We start from the raw sequence: 22,751 nt of genomic DNA on the forward strand, positions 1-22,751 counted from the left end.
TTAAAGGCTGTAGTTCAGCGGAACCCAGCCGTAATTCGTGTCGTCCCGGCGCAGATGGCCTATGCCGGGAAATGAGATATGGGCGCCGGCAACCAGATAGGCGCCGTCGGCGGCGTGCTCGAATGCCAGCTTGCGCGCAGCAACCGCCATCTGCTGGTTAACGTCGAAGGCGATCGCCACATCGGGCTCATCGAACTGTAGAACGTCGCCGTGCGTGACATCTCCCCAGAACATCAGCTTCTGGCCTTGGCTTTCGATCACGATCGCGCTGTGGCCCGGAGTATGCCCGGCCCTGAGCAGGGAGGCGAAGCCCGGCACGACCTCGGCATCGTCGCCGAAGAGCTCGAATTTTTCCGCCTCGATGTAAGGTGTGAGACAGGCGCGCGCCTGAGCGAATTGCTTCTTCGCGGCTGCCGTCGCCTTCTTTTCCTCGTTTGGATCGAGCCAGAAATCGGCTTCGCGACGGTTGACGCGCACGGTGGCATTGGCAAAGACGCGCTTGCCCTCGACGACAAGGCCGCCGGAATGATCCGTATGGACATGGGTCAGGATGACGTCATCGATCTCTTCCGGCTTGTAACCCGAGGATTGGATGTTGGCGACCAACCTGCCAAGTGTCGGGCCGAGAAAGGTGCCCGTACCGGCGTCGATCAGGACCAGCCGCTCGCCGGTATTGACGAGATAGGCGTTGACCGACGTTTCCGACGAGGCTCCCTGGAAAGCGGCAGCGAGCGCTGCTTCCGCATGATCGACTGTCGTGTTGGCATAGAGTTTTGCAAGCGGAAGGGCGACGGTTCCATCCGAAAGCGCGGTGACTTCGTAGGCGCCGACCTTCAGGCGGTAATAGCCCGGCGCCTGGCCTCTTTTCAGCGGTGCTTTGGAAAAGGCGAGATCGGGAAGCGCCGCGGAAGAGGCGGCGGCGAGAAAGGCGGTGGCTGTTGCCTTGAGGACGGAGCGGCGGGTCGGCATGGTGGAACTCCTTGAGCAAGATATCGTGACGAGGGCCTTGCAAGCACCTGCCGAAAACGTAACTATGCGACCATCAGCAATCAAATCGATGCCGGTCATGCAAGCTATCGATCATTTCAATTTGCGGGCCTTCGATCTCAACCTTCTCATCGCCTTCGATGCGATGATGGAGGAGGGGAGCGTCACGCGTGCTGCGCGGCGGCTGAAGATCGGCCAGCCGGCAATGAGCCATAATATCTCGACCTTGCGCATGCTGTTCGAGGACGAGCTTTTCATTCGCGTCGGCCAGATTATGCAGCCAACGGCGCGTGCCCGCAGGTTGGCAGGGCCTATACGCAACGCCTTGAGACAGGCGCAGGCAGCTCTTCTTTCTGCCGATGTCTTTGATCCGGCAACAGAAAGCCGTGTGTTTCGCTTGGGCATGTCAGCCGAGGTGCAGCTTCTGCTTTTGCCGGATCTGACGGCCCGGCTGCGCAAGCTTGCGCCCGGGGTCCGGATTCTCGCACGCGGGTGTCTGCCGGATCAGGTCGATGCGATGATCGACAGCGGTGCGCTCGACATGGCGATCGGCTGCACCTATTCGCGCGCCACGCGTCAGGTTTCGGAAGTGCTGTACGACGCGGATGTGCAGTGTTGCTACAATCCCGCTCTGCTTTCGCTCGGCGTTCCCGTCGGTTTGCACGACTACCTCGCCGCCGATCACGCGGTCATCTCGCAGAGCGAGAGCCTGCATGGCTGCGTGGAAGACGCGCTCGAATTCGCAGGGGCGGACCTCAATATCGTTGCCGCTGGGCCCGATTTCATGTCAGTCTTGTCGACGGCCAAGGCCAGTCCGGTGATCGCCACCATCGCCGCCCGGATCGCCCGCCGATACGCGTCTCTGATGGGACTGGTGATCAGCCCCGTTCCGCTCGACCTGCGCTTCCCGCCTGTAACCCTCGTCTGGCCGGCTCATGCCGACAAGGATGCAGCGAGTGTCTGGCTGCGTGATCAGATCCGGCAGGTCTTCAGTCAATCCCAAGAGTGGCCGACGCCCAAGATCGCCGCCCAATAAAAGGCCGACGTCGCTTGGCAGGCACGGCGTGCCAACCACGTCCGCTTCGCCGGCGCTCACCGTCCCTCGCGGTGCCAGGTGGCGGAGAGGATGAAGAGCAGGGCGGCAAGGCCGAGGAAACCGGCAAACAGCGACAGCGAATTGATGCCCTTCAATATCGTCTCGTCGGTCATGCGCAGAGACATGCGCTGATCGTCGGCGACGCGGACCGTGCCGCGCACCGGCAGGATCGGCGGCAGATCCACGGCGCCATCGGCATCGGCAAGGCGGCGCACCAGCCCCTTGGTCTTCTCCGCCCAGGGGGCGAGCGTCTCCGTCGTCGAGATCGTCGCCTTGAACTCCGGCGCATCGACGCTGCCGACATGCACCAGCGTGTTGAGGTCGCCGTTGTTTACTTCGAACAGGCCGGTTTCCGTCGTGCGAACGCTGGCCTTGTAGAGACCCGGCTCGCCCTCCTTGAGCACAACCTCTTCCGTCTTGCCCGAAGGAGAGGTCAGCGTGGCCAGACCCGGATCGCCGGCGATCGTCTGCCGGGCGATTTCCAGCGTTCGGCCGCTGGCATGCGCCGTCAGCGCTTCTTCCTCCAGCGCCGGTTCCTGCATCAGCCAGTGGGCGGTGCGGCGATAGAGCGAAACGCTTGGGCCGCCGCCTTCGAAGCCGCGCGCCCAAAGCCACCCCTGGTCGGAGAGCAGCATGGCGACACGGCCCTTGCCGACGCGGTTGAGCACAAGCAGCGGCTTGCCGTCGGCTGCCTGCATCACGGTCTGGCCGAGCGGCCGGTCGACATCCACCGTGCGGAACCAGCGGCCCCAATGCGGCGGCTCGCTGTCGGCGCCTTCCAGCCCGCGCGTCACCGGATGTTTCTTTCCCTCATCCGAGAGACGCGGATAAAACGCTTTCTCGTTCACGTAGCCGGTCGGGTTGGCGGGAAGCACGGCCGAGAGCGGTGTCGTCGCAATCGAATCGTCGCCCGCGTGCTCGGGGCCGGCGGCGATCAGCAGCGCGCCGCCGTTTTCCACATATTGCGCGATGTTGTCATAGTAGAGGATCGGCAGCACGCCGCGATGCTGGTAGCGGTCGAAGATGATCAGGTCGAATTCCTTGATCTTTTCGACGAACAGCTCGCGGGTCGGAAAGGCGATCAGGGAGAGCTCATTGATTGGCGTGCCATCCTGCTTTTCCGGTGGTCTGAGAATGGTGAAATGCACGAGGTCGACCGCTGCATCGGACTTCAAAAGATTGCGCCAGGCGCGCTCGCCGGCATGCGGTTCACCCGAAACCAGAAGCACCCGCAGGTTCTCGCGAATGCCGTCGATGACGTGAACGGCGCGGTTGTTGGCTTCCGTCACTTCGCCCGGGACCGCGGCGACTGAAAATTCGAGGATATTGTTGCCGCCGCGCGGGACTGTGAAGGTGAACGGCACATCGGTGCCGGGTTCTGCCATTTCCCTGGCGATCTCGTTGCCATTGAGGCTGATGGTCACTTCCGCGGTACCGCCCGGTGCTGCGCCGTCGTCAGCGATGCGGAAGGTGACTTTCTGTTCCTCGCCGACAATGCCGAAGCGCGGGCCACTGACCACTTCGATGCGACGGTCGAACTCGTCCGGCTTGCCGGTGATCAGGCCGTGGACGGGCGCGTCGAAGCCGAGCGGCTGGTTGATGTCGGGGACGTCGTGGATCTGGCCGTCCGTGATGAAGACCGCACCGCCGACGCGGGCGGGCGGCACATCTGCAAGCGCCGTCTGCAGCGCTGTGAAGAGCTTCGTCGAGGGCGTTTCGGTGTCCTCGTCGTCGGCCGCCTCGACGATGCGGGCCTCGATTTGCGGGAATTTGGCGAGCCGCTGCTTCAGCGTCGCCAGCGCCGCATCGGTCATTTCGCGCCGGCCGGCATTGTCCTGGCTCTGGCTGCGGTCGACGACGACGCCGACGATGGTTGATAGCGGTTCGCGCTCTTCCTGAAAGAAAACCGGATTGGCGATCGCAAGGCACAGTGTCGCAAGCGCCGCCGTGCGAAACGCTGCACCACGGACGCCGCGCCAGAAGCCGAGGGCCGAAAGGAGAACGGCGATCAGCGCGAGGACGGCAATGAACGGCCAGGGAAGGAGCGGCGAGAAATCGAGTGTCATTCGTGCGCCCTCACTGGCCAAGCCGTTCGAGCAGAGCCGGGATGTGCACCTGATCGGCCTTGTAGTTGCCGGTCAGCATATACATCATGATGTTGACCCCGGAGCGGTAGGCATATTCTCGCTGCTGCTCGTCCGGCGGCACGGTCGGCAGAAGCGGCGCGCCACTGCTGTCGATCGCCCAGGCGCCGGCGAAGTCGTTGCCGGTGATCATGATCGGCGAAACGCCGTCGCCCGAGCGGGCCGGCCTGCCGGTCGGTTGCGAGCCGTTGTCCGGCTGCGCTTCGATCCACAGCGGGCTGCCACTGTAGCGGCCCGGGAAGTTCGACAAGAGGTAGAAGGACTTGGTCAACACGTTATCGGTTGGAACCGGCTCCAGCGGCGGAATGTCGAGATCGCCGAGGATCGCCTGCAGCCGCTCTGAATTCGGGCTGGTGCCGGAACTCGTCCCAAGCGAGGAGAACTGGTCGCGCGTGTCGAACAGCACGGTGCCGCCCGCGCGCATATAGGCGTCGATCCGGCTGATCGCCTGCGGGGTCGGCATCGGGGCATTGGCGGAAATCGGCCAGTAGATCAACGAGTAGAACGACAGCTCGTCCGTGGCGATGTCGAGGCCGACGGGCGGGGCGGGTTCGAGCGTCGTCCGATAGGTCAGGAACTCGGTGAGGCCGGCCAGTCCGCGTTCGGAGAGCCGATCGACCTCGGCCTCGCCGGTGACGACATAAGCCAGATGGGTCCTGTCGAGCCGCCCGAGAATCGTTTCGTCGCCGGGCTTGCTGTCGTCGGCAAGCGACTGGCCGGGCAGGAGGACCAGCGCGCCAGCTGCAATTGACAGGATAATTGCCGCGGCGGTCGGTATTCTCAATCGGGCAAAGGCACCGCCGATGAAGAGGATGATGGCGGAATCGATGAGCAGCAGGACGAGGGCGGCGGCAAACAGCGAGGGCTTCAGCGACCACGCTTCGGCGCCGATCAGTGGTTCGCTCGTGTAGGATGCGGGAAGACCGGTCGCATCGATCGGCTTCAATTGCGCATCGCGGGGCAGAAGATTGAGGGCCGTGAACCCTTCTTCCGAGCCGTAGAGGCCCGGCGGATTTTCAGCGCTGGAGACGGGCGTCTTGCCCGCTGTGATTTCCAGCGGCCGAGCCCGGCCGGTTTCGCTGATCAGCACGCCGTCGGCATTCAGTAGCCGGTAGGGCGCCAGCGTCTGGCCTTGCGCAGCCCCTTCGCTCGCCACCCCGCCGCCGCGCGACAGTTGCACGCTCCGGCGCAGCATCTCGACGAAATCGCCGGATATCGGCAGGTTCGACCAGGTCGCCTCGGCGCTGACATGGAACAGGATGATGCGGCCAGCCCCTTGCGCCTTTGTTGTGACGAGCGGCGTGCCGTCGGCAAGGCTCGCCCAGGTGCGTGATGAGAGATCGGCGGTCGGTTCGGCGAGCACCTGCCGCTTGACGAGGATGCCTTCGGGGCGCGGCATGCCGGCGAACGGGCTGAGCGCCGGATAATCCGCCAGCGGTTGCGGTTGCGACCACGACAGGGCGCCGCCGAGCGCGCGTTCGCCCTGTCGCAGGGTGACAGGCACCAGCGGATCGTCGGCGGGCGCGGCAGCAAGGCGTGGCCCGGCGAAACGGATCAGCGTGCCGCCGTTTTCGATCCACTTGGTCACCGGCGCGTAGGTCTCATCCGGCAGGCGGCCGATGTCGGCCATGATCAGCATGGACGGCTTCTGCGCCAGAAGATCGGGGATCGCGACGGCCAGATCGGCTTCGTTTGGCTGGACGAGATCGGCATAGGGCGCCAGCGCCCGATTGATGTAGTAGAGCGGCGAAAGCAGCGGCTGCGACTGATCGCGGGCCTCACCGCTCAAGAGCGCCACCCGGCGGCGGCGGAAGCCGTCATCGAGCAGGAAGGTGCCGCCGGCGGTCGCCGCGCCGTCGATGGCGATGCGGGCGAAATCGTTGCGCAGTTCGAAGGGGGCCGCAAGCGTTCCCTTGGCGACGCCTTCGCCGGCTGCGAAGAACAGCGAGCCGTTGGCGATCGCCCGGCCGCGCGTGTCATAGGCGCTGATCGGCAGTGTGCGCGCGTCAGCGGTATCGAGGCGACTGACGCTGATCACCATGGAATCGGCGTCATTGGCCGAATTGGTGATGGCTACGGCCTGATCGCCGCCGCCCTCGATCAGCCGGAAGTTGGCGGGCGAAAGAGCCGCAAGCTCGGTCATCACCTTGTCGTCGCCGGCCTCCATGCCGTCGGTGAGAAAGGCCAGCGTACCGGGCGTCGTCCCATTGAGAGCAGTCTTCAACGCGTTGATCGCAGGCAGCCGGTCAGGGCGTAACGGCTGCGGCGAGGCGGCCGCCAGCCGCGTTCGGGCCGTGGCCGCCGATCCCGGCACGGCGTTGTGCTCGCTATCGGCGGTGAAGACGATCGAAACCGGCAAGTCCCTGGATTCCGCGTCGCCGATCAGTGCTTCGGCCGTTTCCACCCGGCGTTCCCAGTCTGTCGCGGTCGCCCAACTGTTGTCGATGACTAGCGCCAGCGGACCGCTCTCCGAAAGCGTGTTCGAGCGCGGATTGAACACCGGATCGGCAATCGCGAAGATGATGGCGGCGGCCATCAGCATGCGCAGCAGCGTCAGCCACCAGGGGCTTTTCGACGGCGTTTCCTCGCGTTTCAGCACGCTGGCCAGGATTCTAAGCGGCGGAAAGACTTCCGTGACCGGCTTTGGCGGTGTCATGCGCAGCAACCACCAGATCGCCGGCAGGGTGACGAGCGCCGCGAGCATCATCGGATTGGCGAAGACGAAGGGCAGGAAGCTCATAGTTGGCCTCCGTGGGTCGCGCGTCCGGGCATGCCGGATAGATACATGTGCACCGCGACGAGCGCCTCGGAGGCGAGATGATCGGTGCGATGTGGTGTAAAAGTCCAGCCGAGATGGCGGAGGTTTTCGCCGAGACTGTCGCGCCGGGCAATATAGGCGCGGCGATAGTCGTCGCGGACGATTTCGGCTCGGCCGGCAGTCAGCTTATCGCCGTTTTCCGGGTCGGTGAATTCGGTGCGGCCGGCATAGGGAAAGCTCTCTTCCGCCGGGTCGGCGATCTCGACGATATGGCCGCGCATGCCGCGGCGGGCAAGCGGCTCGAGACGCGCCATGATCGTGTCAACGGGATCGAGGAAGTCGCCGATCAGGACAAGGTCGCTCACGGCGCGGATCATGCCGGTCTGCGGCAGGCCGCCGGAGAGCGGCGTGTGCATCAGGGCCGCCGCCAGCCGCTCGGCGGCATTGCGGGCCGAGACGGGCTCCATCACGCCGGGGCAGCCGATGCGCTCGCCGGAGCGGGCGAGGATTTCGGCCAGCGCCAGCATCAGCACCAGCGCGCGGCTCTCCTTGGAGACGGCGCCGAATTTCGACTTGTACATCATCGAGGGCGAGAGATCGGCCCAGAGCCAGATGGTATGGGCGGCTTCCCATTCGCGGTCGCGCACATAGGTATGGTCGTCGCGGGCCGAGCGGCGCCAGTCGATGCGCGACAGGCTCTCGCCGGCGCTATAGGGCCGGAATTGCCAGAAATTCTCGCCGATGCCGCGCTTGCGGCGCCCATGCCAGCCGGAGATCACCGTGTTGGCGATGCGCTTGGCCTCGACCATGCAATCCGGGATCAGCCGGGCGCGGCTCTGCGCGCGAGACAGGAGTTCTCCGGACGGTGTCGGCTCGACGATGTGCCCTATGGCCGCCATTCATTATCCCTTGGCTTGCTTGACCAGGCCGGTGATGACGTCACGCACCGACATGCCTTCCGCCCGCGCCGCGAATGTCAGCGCCATGCGGTGCTGCAGAACGGGTTCGGCGAGCGCCATGATATCATCGATCGAGGGCGCAAGCCTGCCGTCATAAAGCGCGCGGGCGCGGGCACAGAGCATCAGCGACTGTCCGGCGCGCGGACCGGGCCCCCAGGCGACGTTCTTGTCAGTCGTCGCATTGCCGTTGCCGGGCCGGGCCGAGCGCACGAGTGCCAGGATGGCATCGACCACCTTCTCGCTGACGGGCATCTGCCGGATCAGGTGCTGAATATCCTGAAGCTGCGCGGCATCGATGACACCGCGGGCTTCAGCCTCATGCACGCCGGTTGTTTCAAGCAGGATCTGTCGTTCGGCCGCAAGTTCCGGATAGCCGACATCCACCTGCATCAGGAAGCGATCGAGCTGGGCTTCCGGCAGCGGATAGGTGCCTTCCTGCTCCAGCGGGTTCTGTGTTGCCAGCACATGGAAAGGCTGCGGCAGGTCGTTGCGCCGGCCGGCGACCGTGACGTGATATTCCTGCATGGCCTGCAAGAGCGCCGACTGTGTGCGCGGGCTGGCGCGGTTGATTTCGTCGGCCATCAGCAATTGCGTGAAGATCGGGCCGGGCACGAAGCGGAAGGACCTCCGGCCATTCTCGTCCTGGTCCATCACTTCGGAACCCAGAATATCGGACGGCATCAGGTCGGGGGTGAACTGGATACGGCTGGAATTCAAGCCCAGCACCGTGCCGAGCGTCGAGACCAGCTTGGTCTTGGCAAGGCCAGGCACGCCGACCAGCAGCGCGTGGCCGCCGGAGAGAACGGCAAGCAGCGTCTGTTCGACAACGCTTTCCTGGCCGAAGATCACCTTGCCCACTTCCTTGCGGATCAAGGCGATTTCGCCGAGTGCCTTTTCCGCGGCGGCGATGATCGCCCTTTCATCAACCGCGCCGTCTGTGGTTTTCATCACACCCATCGTCTGTCTCCAGTGGCCGGCAACGGTGCCGAATCGCGAAAAGCGCTCTTTCCGTCTCTGTTTTTCAATCTAAGCTCCGCTCGGTGGCTGACAAGACGCCGCCGAAGCATTATCTCGTGAAGCCAGTGGTCTATAATACGCAAGAATAGGGCCAAACGGGACGGAACGATGGCGGAAGCCCAAATACATCAGACCGGCGACGCGGCAGGCCTCGCGGCGCTGATCATGCGCGCTGCCGGTCAGGCAGGCGGACAAAACAAGGGACTGCCACCCGTCGACCGGTGGAATCCGCCCTTTTGCGGCGATATCGACATGGAAATCCGCGCCGACGGCACCTGGTTTTATATGGGCACGCCGATCGGCCGGCAGCCGCTGGTCCGGCTGTTTTCCACGGTCCTGCGCAAGGACGAGGACGGCAAGACCTATCTCGTAACTCCTGTGGAAAAAGTAGGCATTCGCATCGCTGACGCACCTTTCGTCGCCGTCGAGATGAATATGACACAGAGGGAGGGTAAGCAGGTGCTGACCTTCCGCACCAATGTCGGGGACGTTGTCGAAGCGGGGCCGGAGCATGCGCTGCGTTTCGTCATCCATGGCGAAAACCGCGAATTGAAACCCTATCTGCATGTGCGCGGAGGGTTGGAAGCGCTGGTTTCGCGTGCCGTGATGTATGATCTGGTCGAACTTGGCGAGACGGAGACGATCGACCGGGTCGAGATGTTTGCCGTCCGCTCCGGCGGTGCGGTCTTTGCGGTCATGCCTGTCCAGGAACTGGAAGCGCTGTCGATATGACGGATGTCCTGTTTTCAGCCGGTGATTTTCGCCGCCGAGCGCTCAGCCAATCCGGCAGCCCGGTGGAGGACGCTTGGCGCGAGCATGGCGACTTCCTGCTTAATCCTGATGTGATACCCCATCTCGAAACGCTGACGCTCAAGGACGCCGCCGTCCTCGTGCCGGTTATCGACGACGGCGATGAAGCCCGCGTCATCTTCACCCAGCGCACCGCAACCATGCGCAAACATTCCGGTCAGGTCGCCTTTCCCGGCGGCGCCATCGATCCGGAGGACGATACGCCGGAGCGCGCGGCCTTGCGGGAAACCGAGGAGGAGATCGGCCTCGACCGGCGTTTTGTCGAGACCGTCGGTCGGCTGCCTTACTACATGGCGATGTCCGGTTTCCGCATCACGCCGGTCCTTGCCATCGTCCAGCCGGGCTACAATCTCGTACCAAATCCGGAAGAGGTCGATGCCGTCTTCGAGGTGCCGCTGTCGTTTCTGATGAACCCCAAGAACCACGGCCGCGGCCGTGCCACCTGGCAGGGCGCTGAGCGGCATTTCTACCGCATGCCCTATGGCGACCGGAACATCTGGGGCATTACTGCCGGCATCGTCCGTATGTTGTACGAAAGGCTTTATGCATGACCTCCGTTGCCGCTGAAACCTGGTTTTCGGCGCCTGCGCTGACGCGCGTCTTCAATCTCCTCAATGCCGATGGCGGCGAGGTCCGCGTCGTTGGCGGAGCCGTGCGCAACAGCCTGATGCGGCTTCCTGTCGCCGATATCGACATGGCAACGACGCTCCTGCCGGACGAGATTGTCGCCCGGGCCAAAAAAGCCGGCATCAAATCGGTCCCGACGGGCATCGATCATGGCACGGTGACGCTGGTCATCGAGGGCGCACCGTTCGAGGTAACGACACTGCGCCGCGATGTCGAGACTGACGGCCGCCGCGCCGAGGTGGCCTTCGGCACGGATTGGAAAGTTGATGCCGAGCGTCGGGATCTGACGATCAATGCGCTCTATGCCAATGCCAAGGGGGAAGTGATCGATCTCGTCGGGGGTCTCGCCGACATCGAGAAACGCAATATCCGCTTCATCGGCAATGCTGCCGAGCGTGTGGCGGAAGATTATCTGCGGGTGCTGCGCTTCTTTCGCTTCTTCGCTCATTACGGCTCGGGCCGCCCCGACGCGGATGGCCTTCGCGCCTGTGCGCAGGCGCGCTCCAAACTGGCGACGCTTTCGGCGGAGCGGGTCTGGTCGGAGATGAAGAAACTGCTGGCAGCCAGAGATCCCGGCCGGGCGCTGTTGTGGATGCGCCAGGCGGGCGTGCTCAGCGAAATTCTGCCGGAAAGCGAAAAATGGGGCATCGACGCCATCCCGGGCCTGATTGCCGCCGAACAGGCATTCGGCTGGCAGCCCGAACCCCTGCTGCGGCTCGCAGCCATTGTGCCGCCGGATGCGGAGCGGCTGGAAGCGATGGCGAAACGGCTGCGCCTTTCGAGAGCGGAAGCGGCCTTCCTCGCAGCATGGGCGAAAGCACCGCGTCTGCCGGCCGTGATCGCGGATACGGCTTTCGCCCGGCTGCTCTATCGGCATGGTTCAGACGGCCTCGATACCAGCCTGAGGCTCGCTCTCGCCTCGTCGCGGCAGAAGTCGGAAAACGATCCGTCTCAACTCCCTGAAACGGCACGCTTTTGGGGATTGCTGGGGCAAACGGAAAACTGGCAGAAGCCGGTGTTTCCTTTAACCGGTGCCGACGTGGTTGCCGCCGGAATTCCCGCCGGACCGCGGGTCGGCGAAGTTCTGGCGACGCTTGAGGATCAGTGGGTGGAGGGCAATTTCAATGCCGACCGGGCAACGCTTGTTGCCCGGCTTCAATCGATGGTCTGAAAGCGATGGTCTGAACGTCAGGCTGCCTTCGTTTCGTCGACGATGCGGGCCTTGATATTGTCGACCATGTTTTCGCGGATAAGGGTTTCGCCGTGTGCTTGGCGCATGTGCTCGACGGCGCGGCGGACGACTTCGGCGTCGCTGTCGGCGCGGGTGTGCCAGTCACAGCCGGGCACGAGGGTCCCGCATTCAAACAATCGCATGATGCTCCTCCTTGCGTTTGGCCTTTCGCTTGGGGCTCGTCCGGCAAGCGAAATGCCGTCTACTATAACCGGAAATGCCGTCGAATGGTTCCTCGATTGTGCAGGTCGCGTTCACGTTTCAGGCGTCCTGCCCATCGCAATAGAGGCAAGCCGCGGGTGGCCCGGTCTCGACATGGCCTTGAACCTTCCTTCTCGTAGTCACATTGTCGCCCGATCCGTCCTTACCTTGGCTGCGGGGTTATCCGCTCCGGAAAGGTGGTGAAATGCCGCCTTGAGACTGACTAAAGGAAGGAAAGCATATGACTAAACGCCACATGCCGGTGGCAGCGCTGACCGCTGCCGCACTGAGCCTGATCGTCATCAACTCGCCGGCTTTTGCCCAAGGGGCCTCTGAACCGCAAGCCACGCAGCCGATGCAGGGTACTGCGCCCGCTGCTATCAGCGACAAACAGATCGAGGCCTTCGCCGTCGCCTATCTGCAGGTCGACAAGGTACGGCAGGACTATGCCGCCAAGATCGGCTCGGAAAAGGACGCGACGGCCAAACAGAAGCTTCAGAACGAAGCCAACAAGCAGATGATCAATGCGGTCGAAAAATCGCCCGACATGTCGCTTGAGAAATACAAAACCATCATCACCGCGGCGCAGACCAATCCCGAAGTTGCCAAGAAGGTGCAGGAAAAACTAAAGACAACGGCGCCCGCGCAGTAAAAACGGGCGGCCATGGGAGCAGGGCGCAAATTCGGTCCTGCTCCAGCGGCGCCGGCCGGCTGGAAACGGCCCTCGGCGGACTGCCGCCCAAGAAACCACTATAGAAATGTCCGGCTTTGATGCTATGCCTTCGTCTCCTTAAAGACGTCCGCAAAGGCATGCCTTCCATCATGAGCTCTTCTCTCCAGCAGGAACTGATCGCCTCCATCCGCAACATCGCGGATTACCCGAAACCCGGCGTCATGTTCCGCGATATCACCACGCTTCTCGGCAACCCGCGCGCGTTTCGCCGGGCGATCGACGAACTGGTCCATCCCTTCGCCGGCACGAAGATCGACCAGGTTGCCGGTGTCGAGGCGCGCGGTTTCATCCTGGGCGGCGCGATGGCGCACCAGATGTCGTCGGGTTTCGTGCCGATCCGCAAGAAGGGCAAGCTGCCGCATGATACGGTGCGCATCGCCTATAGTCTCGAATACGGCATCGACGAGATGGAGATGCACCGCGACGCCATCAAGCCAGGCGACAAGGTCATCCTGGTCGACGACCTGATTGCCACCGGCGGCACCGCAGAGGGCGCGACCAAGCTGTTGCAGCAGATGGGTGCCGACATCGTCGCCGCCTGCTTCATCATCGACCTGCCGGAACTCGGCGGCCGCAAGAAACTCGAGGCACTGGGCGTCAAGGTGCTGACGCTGATCGAGTTCGAAGGTCACTGAGTTCGCGCGTCAGGGAAACTCGATCACCTTGCTTTCGAACCGGATCACGGCCTCGCCGGTCTGGTTCTCGCCCTCGCACAGGATGGTGTTGATCCGCCATCCTGGCCGGGATTCCAGATCCTTGGCCGCAACGAACGTGACGAAATAGGTGATCACATCGCCGGCAAAGACCGGCCGCAGCCAGCGCATGTCTCGGAAGCCGGGCGAGGGGCCGAGCTTCGGGGCGGTTATCCCCTCCGCCGCCAGCCGCTGCATTTCGCCCATCCAATAGGGTACGAAGCATTTCATCCAGCCGGCGCAAGTGTGCCAGCCGGAGGCGCAAAGACCGCCGAAGAGCGACTTCCTGGCTGCCTCCATATCGAGATGGAACGGCTGCGGGTCGAACTTTTCCGCGAAATGGATAATGTCCTCGGCTGCAAAGGTGACGGTGCCGATCATTTCCCTTGTGCCCTCGGGATGAAGGTCAGACAGCTTCATGCCTTGGCTCCCGCCTGCCGGCAGCGGATCATGTTGGCGTAGTCGCAGATCGCCACTGTTTCCCCCCGCTGGTTGGCTACCACGGCTCTTAGCCGCACGATACCGATCTCGGGCCTCGAGCGGGAGACGCGCGCTTCGACGACCGTACAGACGCCCGAAAGCGTGTCGCCGGCCAGTACCGCCTTCTTCCATTCCATGCTGTCGACGCCGGGCGAGCCTTCGGATGCCGTCTCGTGAATATAGCTGCCGCAAAGCATGTGCATCATGATCGCGCTCGTGTGCCAGCCGGAGGCCGCAAGCCCGCCGAGAATGCTCGCCTTGCCGGCCTCTTCCGACAGATGCATCGGCTGCGGATCAAATTCCGCGGCAAAGGCGACGATATCCTCGGCCTTGACCGTCACGGGCTTAAACTCGAACCGTGTTCCGGCCGGAAAATCCTCGAAATGAAGCATGAGCAGAAGTCCTCCTGTCGAGCGTCTTAGCATCCCGGTTTGTCGCTGGAAACTAAAGGGAGGTCACGATGTCAATGCGGCATCGCCAGTTCCTGGCCGTTGATTGTCATCTTGCCGCTCTCATCGACCACGACGTTCCACATCTGCCGTCCATCGGATTCTGTCTTGGCGAACCCCTTGACCATCAGGAGCACAAACGCCGCTTGTCCGAACTGTGGTACGGCCTGGGCATTCTGCTGCAGATAGGAAATCGTCTTGTCGAAATCCCTTGCGTAGACTGTGATGTCGGTGTTTTGGCGCCCCTTCTGTTCAGGGTAGAGGGTCGTGGTACCCGAGAGGCCGATATCGTAGACGGACGAGCGGGCAGAGACATCCTCATATCTCATCGTCAGCGCACCACCTGGAAGGAAGATACGGCCAGCTGCGGCTGATTGCTCGTCTGTCAGGGGTTTTTCGGCGTTGAAATCGGCATGGTCCAGGAAATAGCCGATGCCGCTTGATAGGTTGAGGTTTTCGAAGGAGGCGCGAAAGGTAACCGTCTCCGGCAATGCTGCGATGAACGCCTCCGGCACGACACCGGGTGGAACAGACGGCTTGTCGAGGACGATACCGAAGCCGGCCTTTGCACCATCTTTCAGGCCGTTCGAATTGATTGTGTAGCGCAAGGTCTCCGCGCCGAAGGTGCCTGTGGGAGTGGCGACCTTGAGGTTGGTCACGTCGATGGATTCCAGCAACGCGTCGAACATTGGCAGGTTCGCGCGGAAAAGTTCCTTGAACTGCGCCTGCTTCTCAGGCGCAATCTTGTTCGTTTTGACGTTGTCGAGCACGAAAAAGATCATGTCTTGAAGCGGTCTGTAGGCCAAGCCGTTCAGAGCGACGTCAGCGGTGACGCTGTCTGCAGAAAGATCGATCCGTGTTTGGGCCGCATCGATGACGGTCTCCGCGAAAGAACCCATAGCCGCGTTGGAGCGGATATCGATGGTATTGGCTGTTGCCCGCTTGCTGTCGATGATCGACTTCATCGTGCTGAAGTGCGCTTCGACCGATTGCGCAGGGGATTTCGACGTCATGAAGATGCCGTCGGCCGTCATTTCAGCGGACTTGAAATAGAGAATATCGGGATCGTAGATGCCGTCCATGCGGAAGGCGTTGATCTTGTAGCTGAAATCCGTCTTCTCGGTTCCGGCGGTGAATTGCCCCTTCACATCGAGGTCGGCAGATTGGGAGAAATTCCACAATCCGTCCTCCAGCGGGCGGATCAGCGACAGGAAGGGTTTCAGGCCGGAAATGCTGAAGGTTTTCGGATCGACATCCTTCAGAAGCACTGTCGGATCGAAAGTGACTTCGTAATCCGTGGTGCCCGGCCGGACCTTGACCAGGCCAGATTTCGCCAGCTTTTCCGGCAGATAGGAGGTGAATTTCTGCTCGAGCTGCTCGGCGCCCTCATGGGTAATTTCCGCCGCCAGGACCGGTTGCGTAACGAGCGCGGTGGAGAGCAGTAGTGCGGGAATCAGGCGCATCAAAAAACTCCTCAAAATATGTCTGCAGGCAACATATAGCCGGCCATGGCGACGGCAAGCGTCCCCAATGGCCGGCGAGGAAGTAATCCTAAGAATCAGGTGTTGAAGCGGAAGTGGATCACGTCGCCGTCCTGGACGACATATTCCTTGCCTTCGTCGCGCGCCTTGCCGGCTTCCTTGGCGCCGGTTTCGCCGTTGAAGGCGATGTAGTCGTCATAGGCGATGGTATTGGCGCGAATGAAGCCGCGTTCGAAGTCCGAGTGGATGACGCCGGCCGCCCCCGGCGCCTTGGTGCCGCGCTCGATCGTCCAGGCCCGCGTTTCCTTCGGGCCGACGGTGAAATAGGTGATGAGGTCGAGCAGCTTGTAGCCGGCGCGGATCAGCCGGTCGAGACCGGCTTCATGGAGACCGAGCGCCTCGAGGAATTCCCGGGCTTCCTCCTCCGGAAGCTGCGCGACTTCGGATTCGATCGCGGCCGAGATGACGACGGTTTCGGCATTTTGCGCCTTGGCCATTTCCTCGACCGCCTTGGTGTGGGCATTGCCGGCGACAGCGTCGCCCTCGGCGACGTTGCAGACGTAGAGGACCGGGTGCGCGGTCAGAAGGTTCAGGCCCTGCAGGATATTCTTTTCTTCGGCATCCAGCGTCGGCAGCAGCGTGCGCGCCGGCTTGCCGTCCTGGAGCAGCTTCAGGGCTGCGTCCATGACCGGCAGCAGCGTCATCGATTCCTTGTCCTTGGAGGCGGCGCGCTTGCGGGTCTGCTCGGTGCGGCGCTCAAGGCTTTCGAGATCGGCGAGCATAAGCTCGGTCTCGATCGTCTCGGCATCGCCGACCGGATTGATGCGGCCTTCCACATGGGTGATATCGTCATCTTCGAAACAGCGCAGCACATGCACGGTGGCATCGACTTCGCGGATATTGGCGAGGAACTTGTTGCCGAGCCCTTCACCCTTCGAGGCGCCGCGCACGAGGCCGGCGATATCGACGAAGGAGATGCGGGTCGGGATCAGTTCCTTGGACCTGGCGACATCGGCAAGCGTGCGCATGCGCGCGTCAGGCACGGCCACTTCGCCGGTGTTGGGCTCGATGGTGCAGAACGGATAGTTTGCCGCCTGCGCCTGCGCCGTCTTGGTCAGCGCGTTGAAGAGAGTGGACTTGCCGACATTCGGCAGTCCGACGATACCGCATTTGAAACCCATGGCACCTTGTCCATATTTTGAAAAACTTTGCCCTGCCTATGGGGGAATGGCTCTTCCGGGTCAAGGCCCGGCAACATAACAGGCCTTGTTGAAAGTAAGGCAAAACTGCCTTACTTTCTGGTCAGGAGGTCGCTCTATGGTAAAACTGAAAATTACCGCCAAAGGTCAAGTGACACTCAAGAAGGAAGTGCTTGATCATTTCGGCGTCAAGCCAGGAGATGATATCGAGATTGACCTTTTGCCGAAGGGCGAAGGCAGCATTCACGCGGTCGAACGCAGGCTGCCGATCGAAAGCCTGTTCGGAATGTTCGCTCACAAGGCTGACAGGACCTATTCGATAGACGAAATAAACGAAGCGATCGAGGCCGGATGGGCGGGCGAGGTCAAACTTTGAAAGTCGTCGTCGATACGAATATTCTGATCAGAATGTTTACGCGAGACCATCCAATCGAAAGCCCGAAAGCGGAGGAAATATTGCGATCTCATGAGGTCGTTATCTCAAATCAGACGCTTTGCGAGATGGTTTGGGTTCTCAGAAGGCTATATAAGTTCAGAGTGTCAGAGCTCAAGCAGGCTATCGAGTATCTGGCCAAGGTAGGCACTGTCATCCTGGATCGCGCTGCCGTTGCCAACGGCCTTGCCTTCATGGACGCCGGTGGAGATTTTGCGGATGGCATCATAGTTTTGGAGGGGCAAAGACTAGGCGGCGAGACCTTCGCGACGTTCGATAGAAAAGCGGCCGCCATTCTCCAAAGAACCGGCCAGGATTTCCTACTGCTCGCGACGGAATAAAATTGCGTCGTTTCAACTGTTCGCGTGGATTTGTATGGATACCTGCGCCGCTTTCCATGTCATCAATGGTGGATTACCGATGGCGGACAACGACACAGCACTCAAGCCGAAAACGAAGACCAAGCCGCAGCTGGAGAGGCCGAAGCTCTATAAGGTCATTCTTCTCAACGACGACTATACGCCGCGCGAGTTTGTCATCATGGTGCTGAAGGCCGTGTTTCGGATGAGCGAGGAGACCGGCTACCGGATGATGATGACCGCCCACAAGCTCGGCGTCTGCGTTATCGTCGTCTGCGCCCGCGACATTGCCGAGACGAAGGCCAAGGAAGCGACCGATCTCGGCAAGCAGGCGGGCTTTCCGCTGATGTTCACGACGGAGCCGGAGGAGTGATCTCTTCGCGCCTCAGCTGCCCACCGGGCGCCTGATCTGGAAGCCGGTCTTGTCTTGCACGAGGCCGCAGCCCTTATAGAATTTCAGCGTTGCCGGGTCCTGCGAGCCGGTCATAAGCATCACCTTGTAGCAGCCTTGTTGCCAGGCGTGTTCGAAGGCATGCCGGATCAGCGCTCCGGCGTGGCCGCGCTGGCGAAACCGAGCGTCAGTGACGACGTTTTCGACGAGCGCATAGGGCTGGCCGCCGCGGGTGAGGTTGGGAATGACGATCAGGGTGACCGTGGAACTGATCGTCTCGCCCGAGACGCCAACGAAGATGGTCATACCGGGATGGGCCAGCATCTCGGCGAAGCGCTCGATGGAAAGGTTCGGCTCCATCTCCGGATCATCCGGATGGAGATGGTGGTAGAGCGCAAGCAGCGGCGGCAGATCGTTCTCCTCTGCCGGGCGGATGGCGAAGTCACCAGCCGGCATGGCTATTCGCCCTTGTCGCCGAACAGCTTCTTCAGCATGTCTGCCATCGGTCCGGTTGTCGGCAGTTTCTTCGGCTGCGCGCTGTTGCGGGCCTGGCGGATGTGGGATTTTCCAGCCGGTTTCGATGGTGTCTGCTCGGGCTCCGGTTTGCTGCCGGTGGCGAGCGCCAGCTTGTTCAGAAGCTGCGAATCCTCGCCCTTGACCAGCATTACCGCGTTGTCGGCGAGCGCGTCGAGCAGCGGTTCCAGCCAGACACGATCGGCCTTGGCAAAATCGCCGAGCACGTGGTTGTGCACCTGTTCCTTCGAGCCGGGATGGCCGATGCCGAGCCGCAGGCGGCGATAGTCCTTGCCGCAATGGGCGTCGAGCGACTTGATGCCGTTGTGGCCGCCGTGACCGCCCGCGGTCTTGATGCGGGCCTTGCCGGGCAAGAGGTCGAGCTCGTCGTAGATCGCCAGAATGTCCTTCGGTTCCAGCTTGTAGAAGCGCATGGCTTCGCCGACCGCTTCGCCCGACAGGTTCATGAAGGTCTGCGGCTTCATCAAAAGCACGCGCTCGCCGCCGATCTCGCCTTCAGAGACCAGCGCCTTGAACTTCTTGGACCAGGGCGAAAAACCGTGCCGCCGCTGCATCGCGTCGACGGCCATGAAGCCGATATTGTGGCGGTTGCCGGCATATTGGGGGCCGGGATTACCGAGACCTGCGAAAATCAGCATGGATATATCTCTACCAGTCGGACAGAGCTGTCTTGCACCGCGTCGGGGCCCGGAAGTCAACCGTCTGTCGAAGACAAGCCGTTATTTTCCCGGCTGGCCATATGTCTCGTAGGTCGCGGCCTGTTTGCCTTTAAAGATCAGCCTGTCCAGTTCGGCCTGAATGCTCGCGATAGTGCTGCCGGGAACCTGCAGATTGCAGGCGACACCGACGATTTCACCGATAGTGCCGAGACAGGCTCATTTTTTTGACTGAAGGCCATGCTTGGCAAAAATATGATCCTGCGTGCCGTCGGCAATCAGCTTATCGAGTTGCGCCTGCATCTTTGCCACCAGTTCGTCCGGCAGGCCGAGATTGCAGGCAAAGCCGTATAGCTTGCCTTCAAGAATGAGCGCGGATTCGAGCGCCTTGCCCTGATTCCGCATGGCTTCGAAGGTTTTTTCCGAGGTCATCATCAGATCGATGCGTCCGCTCAACAGCTTCTTCTCCGTCGTCTCCATATCGGCGGCGAGATCGATCTTGGGGAAGTTGTTCTTTTTCAGATAGTCGGCGGAGAAATCCTCGCGCTGGCTGCCGACGGTGAAGCGTTTGGCTTCCTCGATATTGGCCGGATTGACGCCGGACCCCGCCTTGCGCACCATCACCATGTGATCGACGAGCAGGGGTTCCACCCATTTGAAACGCTTGTCGCGCTCGTCGTCATGGCCGGTGGTGAACAGGCAGGTCCAAGTTTGGTTTTCCGTCAGAGACAGTGCACGCGCCCAAGGAAGAACCGTGAGGGAATACTCCGTGTCGAGCGCCTTCATCATCAGTTCGGCCTGCTCGACCGACGCTCCTTTGACCGCGCCGTTTTCGCTGAAATTATAGGGCGGATATTCCTCCGTCAGTAATTTGAGCGTCTCTGCCTGCACGGTACCCGACAGGAGAAAAGCGAGCGCGAAGGCGAAATATCTCATATCTGTTTTTCTCGTTTTCGTCATGCGCGGTGGGTGGCCTTCGCTTCTGATTCCATTTCCAACATCAGTAACATATTTTCGATCGGCATCGGCCGGCTGAAAAGGTAACCCTGGCCGTAATCCAGGCCGAGTTTGCGCAGAAGCGCCCACTGCTCCTTCGTCTCGATGCCTTCGGCAACGACGGTGCAGCCCATCTGGTGGGAAATGGTGCGGATGCCCTTGATCAGCATCCGGCTCTTGCGGCGGACATCGGCGGTTCCCGTCGTCAGCGATCGGGTGAAGGACTGGTCGACCTTGACGATATCGACGGGGAAGCGGTTGAGGTAGCTGAGCGAGGAATAGCCCGTTCCGAAATCGTCGAGCGCGATGCGGCAGCCGAATTCGCTCAGCTGCTTCAACACGGCGTGGACGTCCGGATTGTCAAGCATCAGCACGGCTTCGGTGATCTCGATGACGATCCGGGCAGGGGAGATGTGGTGTTTCAGGAGCAGGGCTGCGAGTTTGTGCGGCAACGTTTCCTCGAACTGGAGCGGCGAGAAGTTGACGGCAAGATAGGTCGTCTCCGTCCCTTCGAGCTGGGTCAGCCGCGCAAGATGGCCAACCGCCTTTTCCAGCACGCGTTCGCCGATGCGGGCGATTGAGCCGGTTTCCTCGGCAATGCTGATGATCTTGCCCGGCGGCAGGATGCCCTTTTCCGGATGGTTCAGGCGCATCAGCGCTTCGAAGCCTGCGATGCGGCCGTCGCAGAGGCTGACGATCGGCTGCAGGTAGGCTTCGAACCAGCCTTCCTTCAAACCGGCCTCGATGTTCTGTTCCATCTCGTGGCGTTCGCGGGCACTGTCCAGCATGCTGGTATCGAAGACGAGCATGCCGTTCTTGCCGTCGCGCTTGCGGGCATACATGGCCATGTCGGATTTCAGGAGCAGTTCTGCGGCGTTGGCTGCGTGAATGGGATAAAGCGCGATGCCGATGCTGGCGCTCACCGAAAGCTCCGCTCCTTCGACGGGGATCGGCTCGTGCAGACTGGCGCAGATGCGGTCGCCGATCTCGCTTGCCAGAGCTTCGACTTGCTCTGCATTGACCAGAATGGCGAATTCGTCGCCGCCGAGGCGCGACATGGTGTCGTCCGGGCGCAGTGTCGTGCGGACGCGGGTGACGACCTGGCGCAGCACCTCATCACCGGCGGCGTGGCCGAAATTGTCGTTGATCCACTTGAACCGGTCGAGATCAATGAAGATGCAGGCCAATTGCGTTGCGGTTTCGTCGGCGTTGCGGATGGCATCATCGAGTGCTGCTTCGAAGCCCTGGCGATTGAGAAGGCCGGTCAGGTGATCGGTGATCGCCTGCGCGTGGTTGCGGCTTTCGGCCTGCTTGAGCTCCGTGACGTCGGTCATGACGGACAGGGAGAGGCCGCCGTGTTCGTCGCCTGTGGCGCTCTTCATCTCGAGAATGAGCACCGTCATCGTTTCGCCGTTTGCCTTGATGAACGGGACGGTGACTTCGCAGATATTGGCATGCGTGGCGTTGCCGTTGCTGCGGCGCGCGCGGTAGGTCTCGTGCCAGTGTTCGTCGACGAAATCGGTGAAGGTACGTCCGATCACCTGATCGCGGCTGTAACCGGTCGCGATCAGCCAGTAGTCGCTGACGGCGGTGATGCAATTGGCGGGATCGAGCGAGAACAGCATGGAGGGCGTCAGATTGTAGATATCCGTCGCGCGACCGTGCGCCAGCTTCAGTTCCGTCTCCTCGCGCTCCAGCCTGCTCTGCATCTCGTTGAAGTTATGGGCGAGTGTGCCCATTTCATCGTCCGACGTCCAGTCCACGTGGTGGCGCGAACCGAGCCGCCGCGTGGCTTCGATGGCGGCCGTCAGGCGCATCAGCGGCCGGATCACGGTGATGCGATTGCCGATGATGGCGGAGGCAAAGACGATGCCGACGGCAACGACCAGGATGACGAAAACGATCAGTTCGTCCTTGCTGAAACGTGAGAGCGTGCCGGGTGCGGACACCCAGATCTCCACGGTGCCGACGGATTTTTCACCGTCCTGCGAATTGTAGAGGATTTCCTTTGAAATCGTCGTATGCGGTACGCTTGTATCCACTGGGCCGGGGGGAATCCGCACGGAGATGGATCCGGAACTATCCTCGACATGCACCCACAGGACATCGGCGTTGGCGATCAGCGATTTGGCGATCTGCTCGATACCGTCGGTGTCGAAGTCCCAGAGAGGCTTTCCGAGCGCCTGGGCACCCGCCTCCATGAGGATCTGGACGTTTTGCAGCCGTTCCCGGGCGACACGTTCTGACGACAAGGTCAGAAGAAGCACGATCAGAGGGGCGATGAAGGTGAGCATCGCACCACAGACGATGGCGATAAAACGATTTTCGACGGAATGCATCATCGGACGCACTCGGTCGCGTTGCTAGTCTCACGTCCCATTCGGATTCTCGTATGCTGAAGTCTGCCCCGACAACAACACATCACGAAAGTCTTAAATGTTGCTGAAACCCCTAGATGAAAAATTGTAGCTGCGGTTGCAACGACGCGAAATGGCGTGGCTGATGGCGAGCAACAAAA

Annotated in this window: 23 protein-coding genes; 9 read left to right on the top strand and 14 right to left on the bottom strand. The window is 61.7% G+C overall.

Going from position 1 to position 22,751, the window contains the following annotated elements; translation table 11 throughout:
• On the bottom strand, window positions 1-969 hold the full coding sequence (locus ACSQ3F_RS12655; RefSeq protein ID WP_436100532.1) for an MBL fold metallo-hydrolase: 969 nt from the start codon (window positions 967-969) through the stop codon (window positions 1-3).
• A 97-nt stretch (window positions 970-1,066) separates the two neighbouring features.
• On the opposite strand from ACSQ3F_RS12655, the gene ACSQ3F_RS12660 reads away from it, so the two are divergent.
• Complete coding sequence (locus tag ACSQ3F_RS12660; RefSeq protein WP_436100533.1) at window positions 1,067-2,023, top strand: LysR family transcriptional regulator; 957 nt, start codon at window positions 1,067-1,069, stop codon at window positions 2,021-2,023.
• A gap of 56 nt (window positions 2,024-2,079) precedes the next feature.
• On the opposite strand, the gene ACSQ3F_RS12665 is transcribed toward ACSQ3F_RS12660, so the two are convergent.
• The 4 genes from ACSQ3F_RS12665 to ACSQ3F_RS12680 are packed head-to-tail and all read right to left on the bottom strand — an operon-like array spanning window position 2,080 to window position 8,901.
• Window positions 2,080-4,149 (bottom strand): hypothetical protein, encoded by a 2,070-nt coding sequence (locus ACSQ3F_RS12665; protein ID WP_436100534.1) that lies wholly within the window; start codon window positions 4,147-4,149, stop codon window positions 2,080-2,082.
• 10 nt (window positions 4,150-4,159) lie between these two features.
• Window positions 4,160-6,967, bottom strand: a complete 2,808-nt coding sequence (locus ACSQ3F_RS12670) for a DUF4159 domain-containing protein (protein ID WP_436100535.1) — start codon at window positions 6,965-6,967, stop codon at window positions 4,160-4,162.
• A complete protein-coding gene (locus ACSQ3F_RS12675; RefSeq protein WP_436100536.1) occupies window positions 6,964-7,884 on the bottom strand; it encodes a DUF58 domain-containing protein in 921 nt (306 codons plus the stop codon). The genes ACSQ3F_RS12670 and ACSQ3F_RS12675 overlap by 4 nt, the downstream gene beginning before the upstream one ends.
• Window positions 7,885-7,887: 3 nt before the next feature.
• Window positions 7,888-8,901: an AAA family ATPase gene (locus tag ACSQ3F_RS12680; RefSeq protein WP_436100537.1), complete on the bottom strand. Its 1,014-nt coding sequence runs from the start codon at window positions 8,899-8,901 to the stop codon at window positions 7,888-7,890.
• A gap of 168 nt (window positions 8,902-9,069) precedes the next feature.
• Here ACSQ3F_RS12680 and ACSQ3F_RS12685 point away from each other — a divergent pair, with 168 nt between their 5' ends.
• The 3 genes from ACSQ3F_RS12685 to ACSQ3F_RS12695 are packed head-to-tail and all read left to right on the top strand — an operon-like array spanning window position 9,070 to window position 11,569.
• Window positions 9,070-9,693: a DUF1285 domain-containing protein gene (locus ACSQ3F_RS12685; RefSeq protein WP_436100538.1), complete on the top strand. Its 624-nt coding sequence runs from the start codon at window positions 9,070-9,072 to the stop codon at window positions 9,691-9,693.
• Window positions 9,690-10,322, top strand: a complete 633-nt coding sequence (locus ACSQ3F_RS12690; RefSeq protein WP_436100539.1) for a CoA pyrophosphatase — start codon at window positions 9,690-9,692, stop codon at window positions 10,320-10,322. The genes ACSQ3F_RS12685 and ACSQ3F_RS12690 overlap by 4 nt, the downstream gene beginning before the upstream one ends.
• Entirely contained in the window at window positions 10,319-11,569 is a 1,251-nt protein-coding gene (locus ACSQ3F_RS12695) for a CCA tRNA nucleotidyltransferase (protein ID WP_436100540.1), read from the top strand. Before ACSQ3F_RS12690 ends, ACSQ3F_RS12695 begins: the two co-directional genes overlap by 4 nt.
• 17 nt (window positions 11,570-11,586) lie before the next feature.
• On the opposite strand, the gene ACSQ3F_RS12700 is transcribed toward ACSQ3F_RS12695, so the two are convergent.
• The gene (locus ACSQ3F_RS12700; RefSeq protein ID WP_349435133.1) at window positions 11,587-11,772 is read right to left on the bottom strand and encodes a DUF1059 domain-containing protein; all 186 of its coding nucleotides are present in this window, start codon (window positions 11,770-11,772) and stop codon (window positions 11,587-11,589) included.
• A 299-nt stretch (window positions 11,773-12,071) separates the two neighbouring features.
• Between ACSQ3F_RS12700 and ACSQ3F_RS12705 the strand changes: the two genes are divergently transcribed.
• Window positions 12,072-12,482, top strand: a complete 411-nt coding sequence (locus ACSQ3F_RS12705) for a DUF4168 domain-containing protein (protein ID WP_037127154.1) — start codon at window positions 12,072-12,074, stop codon at window positions 12,480-12,482.
• A 170-nt stretch (window positions 12,483-12,652) separates the two neighbouring features.
• Window positions 12,653-13,198 carry an adenine phosphoribosyltransferase gene (locus ACSQ3F_RS12710; protein WP_436100541.1) on the top strand — a complete coding sequence of 182 codons (546 nt, stop codon included), beginning with the start codon at window positions 12,653-12,655 and terminating at the stop codon, window positions 13,196-13,198.
• Between the two features lie 9 nt (window positions 13,199-13,207).
• Here the strand turns inward: ACSQ3F_RS12710 and ACSQ3F_RS12715 are convergent, their stop codons facing one another.
• The 4 genes from ACSQ3F_RS12715 to ychF form a co-directional block, all read right to left on the bottom strand.
• Window positions 13,208-13,675 (bottom strand): MaoC family dehydratase, encoded by a 468-nt coding sequence (locus ACSQ3F_RS12715; RefSeq protein ID WP_436100542.1) that lies wholly within the window; start codon window positions 13,673-13,675, stop codon window positions 13,208-13,210.
• A complete protein-coding gene (locus ACSQ3F_RS12720; protein WP_436100543.1) occupies window positions 13,672-14,127 on the bottom strand; it encodes a MaoC family dehydratase in 456 nt (151 codons plus the stop codon). The genes ACSQ3F_RS12715 and ACSQ3F_RS12720 overlap by 4 nt, the downstream gene beginning before the upstream one ends.
• A 71-nt stretch (window positions 14,128-14,198) precedes the next feature.
• Window positions 14,199-15,647 (bottom strand): hypothetical protein, encoded by a 1,449-nt coding sequence (locus ACSQ3F_RS12725; RefSeq protein ID WP_436100544.1) that lies wholly within the window; start codon window positions 15,645-15,647, stop codon window positions 14,199-14,201.
• A 95-nt stretch (window positions 15,648-15,742) separates the two neighbouring features.
• On the bottom strand, window positions 15,743-16,846 hold the full coding sequence (ychF, locus tag ACSQ3F_RS12730; RefSeq protein WP_436100545.1) for a redox-regulated ATPase YchF: 1,104 nt from the start codon (window positions 16,844-16,846) through the stop codon (window positions 15,743-15,745).
• Between the two features lie 136 nt (window positions 16,847-16,982).
• Here ychF and ACSQ3F_RS12735 point away from each other — a divergent pair, with 136 nt between their 5' ends.
• From ACSQ3F_RS12735 to clpS, 3 genes are all read left to right on the top strand, one after another.
• A complete protein-coding gene (locus ACSQ3F_RS12735; RefSeq protein WP_436100546.1) occupies window positions 16,983-17,240 on the top strand; it encodes an AbrB/MazE/SpoVT family DNA-binding domain-containing protein in 258 nt (85 codons plus the stop codon).
• Window positions 17,237-17,638: a type II toxin-antitoxin system VapC family toxin gene (locus tag ACSQ3F_RS12740; protein ID WP_436100547.1), complete on the top strand. Its 402-nt coding sequence runs from the start codon at window positions 17,237-17,239 to the stop codon at window positions 17,636-17,638. Before ACSQ3F_RS12735 ends, ACSQ3F_RS12740 begins: the two co-directional genes overlap by 4 nt.
• 79 nt (window positions 17,639-17,717) lie before the next feature.
• A complete protein-coding gene (gene clpS, locus ACSQ3F_RS12745) occupies window positions 17,718-18,029 on the top strand; it encodes an ATP-dependent Clp protease adapter ClpS (RefSeq protein WP_436100548.1) in 312 nt (103 codons plus the stop codon).
• 12 nt (window positions 18,030-18,041) lie between these two features.
• Here clpS and ACSQ3F_RS12750 read toward each other — a convergent pair whose 3' ends face one another.
• The 4 genes from ACSQ3F_RS12750 to ACSQ3F_RS12765 form a co-directional block, all read right to left on the bottom strand.
• The gene (locus tag ACSQ3F_RS12750; protein ID WP_436100549.1) at window positions 18,042-18,503 is read right to left on the bottom strand and encodes a GNAT family N-acetyltransferase; all 462 of its coding nucleotides are present in this window, start codon (window positions 18,501-18,503) and stop codon (window positions 18,042-18,044) included.
• 2 nt (window positions 18,504-18,505) lie between these two features.
• A complete protein-coding gene (gene pth, locus ACSQ3F_RS12755; RefSeq protein ID WP_436100550.1) occupies window positions 18,506-19,219 on the bottom strand; it encodes an aminoacyl-tRNA hydrolase in 714 nt (237 codons plus the stop codon).
• Between the two features lie 237 nt (window positions 19,220-19,456).
• Window positions 19,457-20,173: a substrate-binding periplasmic protein gene (locus ACSQ3F_RS12760; protein WP_436100551.1), complete on the bottom strand. Its 717-nt coding sequence runs from the start codon at window positions 20,171-20,173 to the stop codon at window positions 19,457-19,459.
• Between the two features lie 20 nt (window positions 20,174-20,193).
• Window positions 20,194-22,575: an EAL domain-containing protein gene (locus ACSQ3F_RS12765; protein WP_436100552.1), complete on the bottom strand. Its 2,382-nt coding sequence runs from the start codon at window positions 22,573-22,575 to the stop codon at window positions 20,194-20,196.
• Window positions 22,576-22,751: the final 176 nt, after the last annotated feature.

Source organism: Pararhizobium sp. LjRoot238 (assembly GCF_964252955.1).
Taxonomy (GTDB): domain Bacteria; phylum Pseudomonadota; class Alphaproteobacteria; order Rhizobiales; family Rhizobiaceae; genus Pararhizobium.